The organism is Stieleria neptunia, from assembly GCF_007754155.1.
In the GTDB taxonomy this organism is placed as follows: Bacteria; Planctomycetota; Planctomycetia; order Pirellulales; family Pirellulaceae; genus Stieleria; species Stieleria neptunia.
The window spans coordinates 7,989,667-8,003,979 of the sequence record NZ_CP037423.1 but is presented as its reverse complement, the minus strand read 5'-3'; the positions used below and the strand labels follow the sequence as shown (position 1 = coordinate 8,003,979).

The following is a 14,313-nucleotide window of genomic DNA, read 5'->3' as shown; positions in this document are numbered from 1 at the left end:
TACGTAATAAACATGCCGTTTTCCCACCCACTCGTGATTGCTTCTCAGACGCTGCCCCTGAACCAGTCCCTGGCCACGGTCGCGTACATCGTGGCGGCGGTCCTGTTCATTTTCTCCTTGGCCGGGTTGGCCCATCAGACGAGTGCCAAGCGTGGCAATCTGCTCGGGATCATCGGCATGGTGCTGGCGGTCGGGGCGACCATCTTTGGCGTGATGAACGGCGGATACCTCTGGATGGCGGCCGCGATTGTCCCGGCGATCTTGATCGGCGTCCGGTTGGCCGCACGGTTATCGATGGATCATCTGCCGCAACTGGTGGCGATCCTTCACAGCTTTGTGGGATTGGCCGCCGTTTTCGTCGGCATCTCCAGCCACATCGAACCCGGGATCGCGGTCCCCGACGGCGAGATGCTGATTCACAAAATCGAGATCTACGTCGGCGTCTTCATTGGCGCGTTGACCTTCACCGGATCAATCGTCGCGTTCTTGAAATTGGCCGAACTTATCGGTGGTCGAGCGGTGACGCTGCCCGGTCGCCACGTCTTGAACCTCGTCCTGATGATCACCTGTGTCGGTTTGGGAATCTGGTACTGCCGTGTCGAGGGTGATGATGCGCTGGTACCGCTGTTGATCATGACCGCGATCTCGTCACTGATCGGTGTTCACTTGGTGATGGCGATCGGCGGTGCGGACATGCCGGTGGTCGTTTCGATGCTCAACTCCTATTCCGGCTGGGCTGCCGCGGCGGCCGGATTCATGCTGAAGAACCACTTGCTGATCGTCACCGGTGCACTGGTCGGCAGCTCGGGCGCGATTCTGTCGTACATCATGTGCGCGGCGATGAATCGGAGTTTTTTGAGCGTGATCATGGGCGGGTTCGGCAGCGGCGCGGGCGGGCCGGCCGCCGTGGTCGAAGGCACGACGAAGGAGTTCAGCGTCGACGAGACGGTCGCGATGCTGGAAGAAGCACAAAGCATCGTGATCGTTCCGGGCTACGGCATGGCGGTCGCTCAAGCACAACATTCCCTTGCCGAAGTCGTCAAGACGCTGCTCAAACGCAACAAAGAAGTCCGTTTCGCCATCCACCCGGTCGCCGGACGCTTGCCCGGGCACATGAACGTGTTGCTGGCCGAAGCCAACGTGCCGTACGACATCGTGTTGGAAATGGACGAAATCAATGAAGACATGTCCGATACCGACGCGATCCTGGTGATCGGGGCCAACGACATCGTCAATCCGGCCGCACTGGATGATCCCAATAGCCCGATCGCGGGCATGCCGGTGATCGAAGTCTGGACGGCCAAAACCTGTGTGGTGATGAAGCGCGGCATGGCCACCGGATACGCCGGCGTCGGAAATCCGCTATTCTTTAAAGACAATACGTACATGTTGTTCGGTGACGCCAAGCAAAACGTCGACGCGATTTTGCGGGGGCTGCAACGTTGAGGACCCGTGGGAGCGTCTTCCAGGATCGTCATTGCAGCATCGACAGGCTGGAAGCCTATCCCACGTGATCACATCCGCTGCTGAGCTGTTCCGTTCACATTGTTTCTCTCCTCGATGAGGTGCACGAGTGATTCGCATCATCCACCACACCGCGCTGGCGGCCATGCTCGGTGTCTTCGGTTTTTCCAACGTCGACGCGGCGGAGGTTTCGACCACGTCGTTGCGCCAGCAAACGCGGACACAACTGCGTCTGGAAGCGAACGCAACCGCAGGCCAAGCCCGTGACGATGCGGTCGCCGCACTGTGTGATTTGTACGTCGTGCTGCGAAGCGATCCACGGTACGCGACCAGCGAAATGCTCCAGGGCGACGCCACGAAAGTGCGACGACGATTGCTGACCGTCGCACGACGAATGGAAATTCAACTCGGGCGAAAAGGGATCCCCCGTCCCACCGGGTTATCGGATCAAGTGGATGCGGCGATCAACGCGGCACTCGACGATCCGAGCGATTCGACGAGTCCCGATCCCGCCCAGCCGTCGACGAATCACCGAGCCGGTGGGGCCGCCGCCGCGGGTGCCGGATGGCAACTCGTCGTCTTGATTGAACGGATCGTGGCACCGGATTTCTGGGAATCGCGTGGAGGCGTCGGCTCGATTCACTACTTTGCGATGCGTAAGGTCCTGGTCGTGCGAGCGACAAGTGATGTGCACCAACAAGTCAAAGATCTGCTGACGGCACTGCGGTAGGCGGGTGAGCCGTGCGGTTTCACCGTGAAAGACCGGAGGGCTCGCGGTCCGTCGATCAAATGGGATTTGTCCAGGCAATCAGAGGAGATTTGGGTGTCGTACGCTGACGAAATTGAATCCGGGAATTCCGGTTCCCGGTCGCGCCGCAAAACCATCGTTGCGATTGCCGTCATGGTCTGGGTCGCGATTGCGGTCGGGCTCGTGTTCTTTGCCAAGACCTCTGTGGAAGGAACCCGGTTGGTGTATCAGATCGAACCGTCGGATGTTCGCGCAGACCAAATCGTCTCGGCTGTCGAGCGACGGTTGGACGGTTTCTTCGATGGGGCGAAGGTGATCCGAGTGGTGGACGACGGAACGAGATTGCAGATCGATTTGGAAACCACCCAGAGCATGCAAGTCGATGCGATCGCGACGATGCTGCACCACGAGGGACACTTGCGATTTCTGGCCTTGGCCCAACCGGGGCGTCACAATGCCGTGATCGATGCGGCAAGGGATCAGGTCGACAGCGGTAATCTTGCGCGGGAGGTTCGCGACGAATCGGACGCGTCGGTCGGCAGATGGGGGTTGATCGACCAGACCGTCGATCGGGCAACGGGTTGGCCGAAGTTGAAGATCGAACCGAAGGGATTGATCCTGCGAAACTCGAAAACCGGTGCGCTGGTCGACTTGGCGTCGTCGCTTCAAACTTCCCAGGGGCAAGTCGAAGTGGGGCAATGGATGTTCGACAACAACGTCCCCGGACTGGACGCGTTGGTGATCGTCGAACCGGATCTTCAGCTGGACGGAGATTCGCTCAGCTTCGCCGCGATGACCGAAGATGCCAATGGTCAATTGGCGGTCTCGCTGGAGTTCACTCAGCAGGGCAGCACCGCGTTGGAAACGTTGACCAAACGCTATCTACCGGTCGGGCAACGGCAAACCCGACTCGGAATCGTCTTTGACGACCTGTTGATCACTGCGCCGAATATTCTGCAGCCGATCCGCAAGCAGGCAGTGATTACAGGCGACTTCGAAAAAGCCGAGATCCAGGCCATCATCGCCGTGCTCAAGGCCGGACGTCTGCCGATCGAGTTGCCCGAGAGACCACTGAAGCGAGAACCGGTCAGGCTGACCAAGCCGATGTTGAAGTGGCCGCTGTGACACGCACCGGTCTCAGCAAGTTTGAACTTTTCACGATGTCGAAGAAAATTGTTGACAGCGGCTCGGCCGACCGTCAGACTGACTTTGAAGTGTTAAAAATTTCTTGTCAGCGTTTCGGTCGAGGTGGTGTCAATGGCGGTGGAGCAACTCAGTCGTCGCGAGCGGGAAATCGTCGACATCTTGTATGCCAAGGAGGAAGCGACCGCGGCCGAGGTGCGGCTGGCCATGTCCGGGGATCCGTCCGACGCCACGGTTCGGACGCTGTTGCGGATCTTGGGCGAAAAGGGGTTGGTCAAGTTTAAACGTCAGGGGAGGCACTACCGGTATCGGCCGGTGCAGCCCAAGAAACGGGCGGCGAAACAGGCGTTTCGGCACGTCTTGAATGTCTTCTTTGGTGGATCGGTGGAAGCGGCCCTGGCCTCGCACCTGTCCGATCCGAAAACGCAATTGGATCAAGACGAATTGAATCGATTGCGTGAATTGATTTCCGAAGCCGAGCGGGGGGAAACGACATGAGTGAGTGGTTACACCGCTGGGATCTGATTGATCAAACGCATCCGGCGTTGGCAACGTTGATCCTCTGGGTCTTGCGTGCGGCGATGATCGTGATGGCCGCGTGGTTCATGGACCGTCTGGCGAGCAAGTGGTCGTCCGGTTTTCGTCATTGTGTCTGGATCTGTGCCTTCGGCGCGCTCGTTCTGTTGGTGCCGCAACTGCTGACGTCCTTTCCGATCCGGATTCCGGTTCGCGTGTTGCAATCATCCGCCTCGCCAGTCAGCCTGCCAACGAATGACGTCGCCGTCACGTCGGACCGACAACGCGCGGCGAGTTCGGTCACGGCTGAGCGACGGCGGCGTGAGACGAACGGTCCCATCTCGGACGCTCCCGTCCCCGCGCATTCGGCTGCCCCTCCGGTCCCGTCGATACCGGTGGGGGATGCCGTTTCGCCGGTGTCGGATGCATTTTCGGCAAGACCGCCCGAGCAACGTTCCGTCCCGGTCACAGCGGCGTCGTCGTCGGTTGCGTTGATCATGATCATGATCTACTTCACCGGGCTACTGGGATGGATTGTCAGGATCGTTGTCAGTTGGGTCAGATTGAGGCGTTTTGCGACCGAAGCCATCGAATTGACTGCGGAGCAGTGGCAACTCGCCCAGATCTGCGCACGGCGTTTGTGCCTGAGCGGAACGCCGCAGTGTCGCATTTCAGCATCTGTTTCATTGCCGCTGACGTTCGGAGTGCTGCGTCCGATGGTGTTGGTTCCGATCAGCTTTCGATCCTTCACTGTCGATCAGCAGCGGCATTGCCTGTTGCATGAAATGGCGCACGTTGCCCGGCGTGACTCATGCTGGAATTGGCTGGCGGAAATCACGTCGGCCGTCTATTGGTTTCACCCGTCGGTCCATTGGGCTCGCCGGAATCTGCGGCGGTCACGAGAGGACGCCGCCGACGATGCGGTCTTGCGCTCCGGCGAGAGCAGGGCCTCCTACTCTCGAAGTCTGCTGGAGATCACGCAGGGCATCGCTGCGGTTGCCCAACCACCGGCGGCGATTTCGTCCGGTACGAACCTGCAATACCGCATTGGACGGATGTTAGCTCGCACGTCGAAGGACAGCCGACCGCCTCGTTGGACGATCGCCGCGGTCGGCCTGGGTTTTTTGCTGATTGCATTGTCGGGAATCAGCTTGGAAGCCGTGGTTGCCCAAACATCCCCCGCCGTCGTTGAGAACAATGCGGTCCCGTTGGCCTCACCACCTCAGGATCGCGTCGCCGCGGACGAGGGCTTGTTTCAACGATTTCAAACCGTCGAACTCGCAAAGCCGGCGGGTGAAGCCTCTCAACAGGTCAACCTTGAATTGGTCGGCCGGGTGACCGATGCCAACGGTCCCGTGCTTGGGGCGGTCGTCTTGATTCGCGAATTTGTTTTCTCCCGCGGCCCGGACGGCAAATACATCTCGCCGCCGATCGTTGCCCGAACGACGACCGGTCAGGATGGCCGCTACCAGGTCCAGGGGTTTCCGACCATCCGCCTGAAGTCACTCGGTCGTGCCCGTTGGGAGATTTTGGTGGCCGATAAAACCGACCGACTCGGACTCGGCGTTTACGCTCTGTCACCGTTCGATCGCCGATCCCCCGCGTTGGGGACAGCATCGGTCGATATCCGACTACCTGGCAGCGAAGAAATTGCAGCACGAGTCGTGACGCCGACCGGAAGCGGAATCAGTGATGTCCGTGTCGCCGTGAAAGAAATCACCGTGCCGACGAGCGCCCACTCCAATGCCGATCCGTTTTCCGATCCGTTTACGCGGCGAAGAGGAGATCCCTTCACCAACGAACCCCACGCCTATCGCTTTCCCTCTGACAAAATCCAGCTGGTCGCAAAGACAGACGACGACGGCCGGGTCGCCTTTCAAATGCCGGAACGTGCATCGCTGGTGTTGGGAATTCGACGGGAGGGTTATTTCCCGCGTCTACACAGGGTCTCAGCGCCGGGCTATGCGACGGGCCTACGAGGAGCACCAGTGATTGAAGAGTCCGTCTCACCCGCAACGATCGAACTACGGAAACAGCTTTTCGTTTCGGTCGCCATCCATGATGATGCCGGTGCCCCCGTCAAACAGTACACGCTCTCCGCGTTGACGCCACAGGGCAAATCGCCGTCGCAGCGATTTCAGATTTCCGAGGACGGAAGGATGCGGACGACCGTTGAGTTCTTGCGTGGGACGTCGGACGACAACGGACAGGTTCAATTCATCGCACGTTTTCCGTTCGAGTCCGGTTTGCTGCCCCGCTCCTATGCGGTGCCGGCCGAATCAGTGATCGATCGACGCGAACTGCGTTTGCAGGCACAACATGGAATCCGGGCGTCCGGTCGAGTCGTACGGAAGGACGATGGCACCGGCATCGCCAACGCCCAAGTCTGTTGGCATCGCCAAGCGGGACGCATCGAAGATTCGCTCCTCCGTTCCACAACCGATGCACAAGGCGAGTGGCGGATGGTGATCCCGAAGGAAAAGGGCTACCTATCGGTCGTCGGTAGTTCGCCTGGATTGAATTTCCTTACGATTGATCAGTTCAATGTCGAGTCGTCAAGGCAACGGCAATTGACCCAAGCGATTGATGCTCGCGACCTCTTCGAGATAAGGGTGCCAGAATTCCAGATCCAAAGCATCCCCGCTCGATGGGTGACGGTCGTCGACACCAACGGATCGCCCGTGGAAGGTGCTTGGGTTCAATGCCAGTTTATCGAGACGCTCGATCGCGATCACCGAACCTATCACTTGTCTCAGACGTTGGCAGAGTCGGCGAAGACAGGGCCGGACGGTCGGTGTTCCTTGGTGCTGCGTCGATCGGCATGGGAACATGGAACGGTCAGCGTGATGAAAACCGATTACGAAGACGCCTCCCCGCGTCCCCGATTCACGGCGGCCCAGGCAACGATCAACCCCAACTCAAACGCCCCCATCAAGCTCGTTTTGCGTGATCCTTGGCTCGTCAGCGGGCGAGTGATGCTTGACGGCAAACCGGCCACCGGGCTTCATGCCGGGCTGACCACACGTCTGATCGGATCGGGAGACTTCGGTCAATTCAAGACCGATACCGTCCCGATCGGGGACGATGGCAGTTTCCAGATCACCGCCGTCGCGGGCTTGGAATACGCCGTCGCCGTGCGCAACGACTCTGACACAGGGCGAAAATACTTCTACTGGCAAACGCCGATCGAAATGAATGCCTCGGGCCGTCTCAACGTCGGAACGCTTCGCGTTTCAAGTGATCAGCTCAAGACACATCAACAGATGTACGACGAGCGTTACAAAACGGAAATTGGCAACACCGATCGCGGATGAAGCATTGAGCGGATAAAATGTGTCCGATCCTAACAGTGGGATAGGCTATCAGGCTCGTCATTTCCGCATCGACAGGCTGGAAGCCTATCCCACTTATTTCTCGCAAGGAACACACGATGACCGAACCGGAAACCACGCCCGAGCCCGAAGGCCCTTCCAAAGAAGAACTTCGGATGGCGATGAAGGCGTTTCGTAAACGATTGAAGCTGATGAAACTGGACGAAGAATCCAGCCTGGGGCATGGGCCGATGTCATCCGGCAGGAAATCCGGCATCGCCGCGATCCGTCCGCCGGATCAATTTCCCAAAGAGGTTTGGCAAGCATTGGCCCGCCAAGGAAAACTTCGCCACGACGGCGGCGGGTTGTATGCGATCACGGAAACCTAGTGGTCGGTCAGGCTTTCGATTGAGGGTGCCGCGGTCAGCGGATCGTTGTACGACGTCCTTTCTAGGTCGTCGGGGCGAGCCCTCCGGACGACGGCCCGGAAGGGCCATCGTACCCGGGAACGCGGTCGTCCTAAGCTGGACGGTCCCGCAAGGTTGGACACCAACGGCACCTGCTGTCGCAGGAAAATCGCAAGCTGGAAGCTTACGCCACTTTTGCCAGCGCGTGGATCGCTCTTACTTCTCCAACCGAGCGCCTTCGAAGGTTTCTGCCTGGGGAAAACCGATCAGCCATTTTGCCTGGATGACCGCTTGTCCGGCGAAGTCGGACGCGTCGAGCAGGTGTGACGGAGACGCTTTGATTTTGCCTGCGGTGTCCACGTATGCCTTGACCATGTACTCGCCCGGAACAAGCGGAAACGCATCGTCGGTAAGCTCTTGATCCGGCCCCAGATTCGACGCGATCACCAACAACGCTCCGTTGACCATGCCTCTGGGGGTCACCACGGATTGCGTGAACGCGACGGGATCGGGTGACCAATTGCCGGACGAATCTTTGCCGTGCACGAACAGCTGGACGACAGAGCCCGGTTTCCAATCCGCCGGCGTCCCTTTGACCCGCAGAATCCGCTGGGTGGGGATCCAGTTGTCCGAGGGTAATTCGTCGGCCGTCGCGTATTGGTCACCGACGACTGCGGCGTAGTCTTCCAGCCAAGCGACGAACAACTTGTACGAGTGGTCATCGACGTGCATCTTGATGCCGCCCATGTGGGAAACCGGGTCGGTCGAAGACGGCTTGCCCAGGGTGCCGTCGTCTTGCTTGGGCGGCAATTTGGCGGTCGGCTTGAGCACCAACAGACTCTTGGCGGGTTCCCTCAAGTTGATCAACGGGAATGTTTTACCGTTTTGCTTGCGGCTGCTGGCGACCAATGCCGCAAGGGTTGCTTCGGGGGTTTCGCGAAACAGATTCATCCGCGCGCCATAGGTTTTGACAAGTTCGCCGTGGCGCTCGGCCGGCTTTTGATGTTTCGGATTGTCGGCGTCCATTTCGTCGGGCGTGTGACAGGGGAAACAACGCATCCGCTGCGACCAAACGTTGCGGGTGAAGGCTTCCAGAACACGACTCTTGCGGGCATGACGAACGACTTCGATGGGTTTGGCCGGACCGACCGCCGCGAGTTGCTCGGGCGCCGAGCGTGAAACCAGGTCGGGGTCACTGCAACAGGCTTTGATCCACGCGGAGAACGCTTCGTATTCGGCCTTGCGTGTCTTCTCATGAATCCGCTTGGCCAACGGATCGGAATCTTTTTCGCCCATCTGAATCAACGTCAAAATCTTTGACTGTTCGGGAGCCTCGACATCGACCAAGCCGTCCGCCCGCAACGCGAGGAACGTTTCGGTGTGCGAGGGCAGGATGTAGTCCTTGATGTCGACCGACGAAAGGTGGCACTGCACACAACTGGACGGATTGGGCGAGCGAAAGATCGGCATGATCCGTTCTTCGAACAACTGCAGCGCCGTCGTCGGCTCGGATGCCTGTACCAAGGCTGTTGGAGACGCCGCGCAGCTGACGGCCGCCACCAGTGTCAAGAAAGTCATCCGAATCCGCGTGGGGAATGATCGTTTCGTCATGATCGTGCTCGAAGGAGGGGCGGTGTTGAGTTCGAAGAACGCGACCGAGTCGTTGCGTTGCGGCGCGGGATGGCTTCATCATATCCGAATGCTTGGCTTGGCAACGCACGGAACATAAGTGGGATAGGCTTCCAGCCTGTCGATGCTGAAATGACAGGCTGGAAGCCTATCCCACTTTCATTCTGCTGGTTGCCTATTCGCCGCGGACGTGGGCGATGGCTCGTGGGATCACCCCCGACTGACCCGGGGTGCTCTCGAAATGTGGGCTAATGGCGAGCATTCGCCCGTGGCCATAACGGGCGAAAACGATTGCCGGGGCGCCGATCATGGTGTTTTTTTGCGGCTCGTAAATCCCGTTCTCGCTGCGGAAGTAAGCCCACGGTTCATATTCCGGTAACGCGTCGTTGTCTCCCGGTGAAAGGATCGGGCCGTTTTGGTACTGAATCGACTGCGTTCCGGAGACGCCCAGCACCTGCGATCCCTGGTCGGTCAGTTCGACGTCGACATCGGTGGCGGGGCCGCGATACCACATCGACTTGCGGCCCTTGCCGGGGATCTCCACCGTTTGGTTGAACACGGCGGCATTCATCAGGTTCAGCGACCATGAATAGTGCGACGAGCACAGGTAGGCGCCGGCGCAGATTCCCACGACGCCCCCGCCATCGCGAATGAACTGGCGGACGTGATCGCGACCGTCCGGGCCGATCGCCTTGCCCTGTTTGCTTCCCGAGCCGCCGGGGAACACCAGGACGTCGAATTGATCCAACACTTCCGGACGGATGTCGTGCCGCCCGACCTGTCGCACCCGCAGCTCCGGCCGGCCCTCGAGAACCTTCAACACTTTCGCTTCGTTGGCTCCCGAATCGTCGAACAACGCCACGTTCGTGATCCCGCGCGACGGCTGCGGGGCCAAGTGATCGACACAATCCTCCGCAATCACGTCGATCGATAAGAGCGCAGTCGAAACCATCCGTCGATGCTGTCGCGTCCGACGCGAAAGGGGCTGATCTTTGAACGTCGTTTCAAAAATAAAACTCACGGCGCCCAGTTGTTCGTGACACGCTCGGGCCAGGCTGCCGACCACGGGACCGCTTTTGGCCAACACGTCGAAATGACGTTGCGGATCGACGTCTGCATTGACGGCTTGTTGAATCCGTTTGGCAAAATCACGTTGGCCGGGAAAGGCGATCACACTTGAGCCGACCGAGTCGGCGTTGAGACGATGGAAATCAAATCCCTCGTGAAGATCGAAGACCCAATCGGGCTGGTGATCCGTGATGAAGTCCCAGATCGCTCGGGTGTGTTCGGTCAACGCTTCGTCTCGCTCGGACGTCGGAAAGCTGCGGTTGAGGTCGCGGCGCTGGCGATCGTTCCGATGGTCCGGCGTCCAACGGATGTTGGCGGCCAGACCCAGCCGATTGATCTGCGGCAGGACCACCAGTTTTCCGCGTCTGATGGGCCAGTGACGAATCTGCTCGGCGGCTCGGAATCCCGCCGGTTCATTCCCGTGCACGCCGCCGGTGATCAACACCGTCGGGCCGTCCTGTCCGCTGTCGATGACATACCAGGGCGTTTCCCACGTCGTGCCCGTGCCCAGCGTCCCGGACGTGGCCGTCGGAGGCTGAATCGATGCGGCGACTTGGGCTTCCACCGGTGCGATTTCGCCCCCGGCGAGCCCGAGTGCCGAAATGAGGATCAAGAGCGCGGACAGGAGACGGCCGGTGAAGCGATGGGGGATTCGTGGTTTTTGCATGAAGCTAGCTGCCTCGGTCACGCTCGTAATTTGCGCGCTCGGATCGTGGGTATAGGCGTGGTCGGTCAACGTTGAACTTGCATCGGCGGCTTACGGTTCGACCTCCCCTCGCTTCGCTCGACCCTCCTGCCAGGAGGGTGACGTCCTGCAGCAGGAAGTTGGCCAAAATGTCCGGGGACTCTTCGATTCTCGATCAGCCCACCGATGGGCCGAGACCAAGTATAAATGTCACGTCCGCTCCGTGTTCATTCATTCATTCAACCAGCCAATTCACGTGGTCCCCATGCGCTCCCTGTCGATTCGTTCCTTCGTCCTCGTTTGCACACTGATTCTGGCGGGCAATTCGCCGGCCCAGGATCTTCCGCGCGACACGACCACGTGGCAGTACTCTGCCGATCAATTGCGACCGTTTTGGAAAGGCGACGTCGTCGAGCAGGAATCCGTGTTGTTTTTGCGTGATTCCGAGTCGGGGGAAGCACGAGGTTCGATGCTGTTTCCGATCCGCGAAATCATCTCGGTGCGCAGCTCATCGGGTGACATCACGTATCAGCCAGGCGTGGACTATCGATTCATCCCCGGCACTCGCGAGATCGTCATTCCCGCCGGTTCACGCGTGCTGACGACTCCACCGTCGGCGCTGCGGCGTCCGGCAAATTCACAGAGGCATCAATTGACGCACCGGGATGGGAACGGCGAGATCCTGTTCGGCGCGAAATTGGAATACCATCAAATGCAAACCCATGTCACCTACAAGAAAGCCGACACGGTGTGGCCGGTCACGATGCCGGTGTTCGATCCCGATTCGCTTCCGATCACACTGAAGAAATTGCGTGACCGACAGCCGGTTTCGATCGTCTTGCTGGGGGACAGCATTTCGACCGGCTGCAACGCATCGGGCTGGGGCGGAGCAGCCCCGTTCCAACCGGCCTACCAAGACTTACTCGTCCAGCATCTGCGCGAACATTATCAGGCGGACGTTGTGCTGACGAATCTCTCGGTCGGCGGCAAATCGACTCCGTGGGGCGTGACCATGATCGATCAAGTCACCGAGCAGCGGCCCGATCTGGTGATCTTGGCCTTCGGGATGAACGATTCCGCGGGACGCTCGCCCGAGGAATATGGTCAGAACACGGCCGCCATGATCCAGAAAACACGAGTGATTTGTCCCCAGGCGGAATTCATCTTGATCGCTTCGATGACCGGCAATCGCGACTGGGTGCGGCTGAATCACGACGTGTTTCCGAAGTACCGCGATCAATTGGCGTCGCTTTGTGAGCCCGGTATCGCGCTGGCGGATCTGACCAGCGTGTGGGGTGAGTTCATGCAGCGGAAAAAGGACTGTGACCTGACCGGCAACGGCGTCAACCATCCCAACGACTTCGGGCATCGGGTTTACGCCCAAGTGCTCTCCGCATTGCTGGTCCCCTAGTGCTTTGTCAGCTTTCAATTTTCGAGCCTGCGTTTGTCGAGCGGAAAAGGGGTCAGGTACCAAAAACCAAATGGCCCGCAGGGTGCTTCGCATTTTTGGTACCTGACCCCTTTTCCGCGGTACCCTAAGAATAAAAGTTGACGAAGCACTAGGCATTGCGTCGAATGCCGCCTCCGTTGACACCAAACGGGTTGTTCATGGTTAGCGGCAGGGCGCGAGCCCTCCGGTCTTACACGTCGAAACCGGACGGCTCGCCGGCTGTCGATTGAGTCGGGATCTGCTGAGTCAATGGTGAGCCGCTGGCCGTAAGGCCTCGGGCAGCGTCGCAGTGCCCGGCCGCTGACGCGGCGCGCGCGGCTCACAAAATCGACGGCCCGCTTGCGCCGTTCCGCTAACACGTTCGCGCCCTTCGGTTGAGCTTGATCGGGCGAGCGTTCAATCTGCCACGACATCGCTGGTCGGGTGGCCCCAGCGATCGCCATGCAAACGCGACACCTTGCGGCGGACTTCGGCCGGATCAAACCGCGCCGTCAGTCCTTTCAGGTAGTCGTTGCGTTGGGATTCGGAGTCGAATTCCAGCGGGCGTTTTTCGAACAGATCGTCGAGCGATTTCATGCGATGACGTTCCATGAAGTTCCGCAACCCATCGATCAGCGTGCGGACCACCGTCGGGCCATCGCGACAGACCGCCGAGGTGACCATGGCGACGTCGGCGCCGGCCAACAAGGCCTTCACGACATCGATGCTGGTGCCGATCCCGCCACAGGCGGCCAACGGCATGCCAGGACAGTAGCTGTGGACTTGCATCACCGGCCCGATGATCTTGCTGATCGTTCCCGGTTCGGTGAGCGTCCACTCGGATTTCAGCTGGAACGTGTCCAGGGAGATGTCGGTGTCGGGTAATCGGCCGAACAGAATCAATCCCTGCGCGCCCGAGAGCAACCGACAGGAAAGTTGGCTGAGCCGGGTGTAGCTGCGATGCAGTTTGACGAACAGCGGAATCTTGATCGCGTGATCGATTTTCGTCACCACCTCGACGACCGCGTCTTCGACCTCGCGTGCGGTGCCGTACACGCTCGGCGGAGGCGGCTGCAAACACAACTCGATGGCCGCCGCACCGGCCTGCTCCACCTCCTTGGCAAACTCCAACCAATGGCCGCCACTCTCTCCGTTCAGACTGGCGATCGCGGGAATCGAAAGCTGTGTCGAGGCACGTGTGACCATTTCCAGGTAGGACTCGGCATCCAATCCGGCATTCTCCACCGGAACGCGTCGGCTGCGTTTGAGCAACGCTTGTTCCTGGGCCGAAAACGCAATGCCGTTGCGATCGTTCCACAACAAGACCTGCTCTTGAAAGAGAGACGGCAGCACGATCGCCCCTGCACCGGCCGAAACCAACGCGACCTGGCTCGGCTCCTCCGCCGTCATCGGACAGGAGCCCACCACGATCGGTGATTGAAGATGCAAGCCGCCAAAATGGGTGCTGAGATCGATGCTCATCGAATTACCTGATCAAATGTAATCTGCGTGATCGATTGGCAACGCCAGTGAAAAGAACTCGCGCGGCCGTCATGCGGCTTTTGACTCGGACCTGTCTCCGCCGACTATCACGTCATCATAGCCTGCAGCGCTGCATCTCTTGTGCCGAGGCGATTCCGCTGCGTGATTTCCAATCGACTCGATCTTGCTATCAATCACACCGCTCAGGGGTAAGCCGATCGAGCGGCGGTCTGACTTCCCTTAGCAACGTGCCGTCAGCGACTGTCTCGGGTTACGTCGCTGACGTCGACAGCCATGGCGAGAAGGGATGGCAGAATGAAGGGATGGCAGAATGAAGGGATGGCAGAATGATGGGGTGGCAGAATGATGGGGTGGCAGAATGATGGGGTGGCAGAATGATGGGGTGGCAGAATGATGGGATGGCAGAATGA

General features: G+C 59.4%; 10 protein-coding genes. 7 read left to right on the top strand and 3 right to left on the bottom strand.

Going from position 1 to position 14,313, the window contains the following annotated elements; translation table 11 throughout:
- Positions 1-33 precede the first annotated feature (33 nt).
- The 6 genes from Enr13x_RS27925 (at position 34) to Enr13x_RS27900 (ending at position 7,571) form a co-directional block, all read left to right on the top strand.
- Positions 34-1,446 (top strand): NAD(P)(+) transhydrogenase (Re/Si-specific) subunit beta, encoded by a 1,413-nt coding sequence (locus Enr13x_RS27925; protein ID WP_231743824.1) that lies wholly within the window; start codon positions 34-36, stop codon positions 1,444-1,446.
- A 127-nt stretch (positions 1,447-1,573) separates the two neighbouring features.
- On the top strand, positions 1,574-2,194 hold the full coding sequence (locus Enr13x_RS27920) for a hypothetical protein (RefSeq protein WP_145390160.1): 621 nt from the start codon (positions 1,574-1,576) through the stop codon (positions 2,192-2,194).
- 93 nt (positions 2,195-2,287) lie between these two features.
- Entirely contained in the window at positions 2,288-3,337 is a 1,050-nt protein-coding gene (locus Enr13x_RS27915) for a SecDF P1 head subdomain-containing protein (RefSeq protein WP_145390159.1), read from the top strand.
- A 132-nt stretch (positions 3,338-3,469) separates the two neighbouring features.
- Positions 3,470-3,853: a BlaI/MecI/CopY family transcriptional regulator gene (locus Enr13x_RS27910; protein WP_145390158.1), complete on the top strand. Its 384-nt coding sequence runs from the start codon at positions 3,470-3,472 to the stop codon at positions 3,851-3,853.
- Positions 3,850-7,185, top strand: a complete 3,336-nt coding sequence (locus Enr13x_RS27905; protein ID WP_145390157.1) for a M56 family metallopeptidase — start codon at positions 3,850-3,852, stop codon at positions 7,183-7,185. Before Enr13x_RS27910 ends, Enr13x_RS27905 begins: the two co-directional genes overlap by 4 nt.
- Before the next feature lie 116 nt (positions 7,186-7,301).
- Complete coding sequence (locus Enr13x_RS27900) at positions 7,302-7,571, top strand: hypothetical protein (protein ID WP_145390156.1); 270 nt, start codon at positions 7,302-7,304, stop codon at positions 7,569-7,571.
- Positions 7,572-7,805: 234 nt separating this feature from the next.
- Here Enr13x_RS27900 and Enr13x_RS27895 read toward each other — a convergent pair whose 3' ends face one another.
- Entirely contained in the window at positions 7,806-9,200 is a 1,395-nt protein-coding gene (locus tag Enr13x_RS27895) for a hypothetical protein (protein WP_145390155.1), read from the bottom strand.
- A gap of 193 nt (positions 9,201-9,393) precedes the next feature.
- Entirely contained in the window at positions 9,394-10,953 is a 1,560-nt protein-coding gene (locus Enr13x_RS27890; protein ID WP_145390154.1) for a BPL-N domain-containing protein, read from the bottom strand.
- Between the two features lie 283 nt (positions 10,954-11,236).
- On the opposite strand from Enr13x_RS27890, the gene Enr13x_RS27885 reads away from it, so the two are divergent.
- Positions 11,237-12,382, top strand: coding sequence for an SGNH/GDSL hydrolase family protein (locus Enr13x_RS27885; RefSeq protein ID WP_145390153.1), 1,146 nt, complete (start codon positions 11,237-11,239; stop codon positions 12,380-12,382).
- Positions 12,383-12,817: 435 nt separating this feature from the next.
- On the opposite strand, the gene Enr13x_RS27880 is transcribed toward Enr13x_RS27885, so the two are convergent.
- The gene (locus Enr13x_RS27880) at positions 12,818-13,882 is read right to left on the bottom strand and encodes a beta/alpha barrel domain-containing protein (RefSeq protein WP_145390152.1); all 1,065 of its coding nucleotides are present in this window, start codon (positions 13,880-13,882) and stop codon (positions 12,818-12,820) included.
- Positions 13,883-14,313 lie beyond the last annotated feature (431 nt).

Bases quoted from the DNA above. Each gene is read 5' to 3' on its own strand.
- Enr13x_RS27910 (WP_145390158.1), top strand. From the start codon at position 3,470: ATGGCGGTGGAGCAACTCAGTCGTCGCGAGCGGGAAATCGTCGACATC.
- Enr13x_RS27905 (WP_145390157.1), top strand. From the start codon at position 3,850: ATGAGTGAGTGGTTACACCGCTGGGATCTGATTGATCAAACGCATCCG.
- Enr13x_RS27900 (WP_145390156.1), top strand. From the start codon at position 7,302: ATGACCGAACCGGAAACCACGCCCGAGCCCGAAGGCCCTTCCAAAGAA.
- Enr13x_RS27895 (WP_145390155.1), bottom strand. From the start codon at position 9,200: ATGACGAAACGATCATTCCCCACGCGGATTCGGATGACTTTCTTGACA.
- Enr13x_RS27890 (WP_145390154.1), bottom strand. From the start codon at position 10,953: ATGCAAAAACCACGAATCCCCCATCGCTTCACCGGCCGTCTCCTGTCC.
- Enr13x_RS27885 (WP_145390153.1), top strand. From the start codon at position 11,237: ATGCGCTCCCTGTCGATTCGTTCCTTCGTCCTCGTTTGCACACTGATT.
- Enr13x_RS27880 (WP_145390152.1), bottom strand. From the start codon at position 13,882: ATGAGCATCGATCTCAGCACCCATTTTGGCGGCTTGCATCTTCAATCA.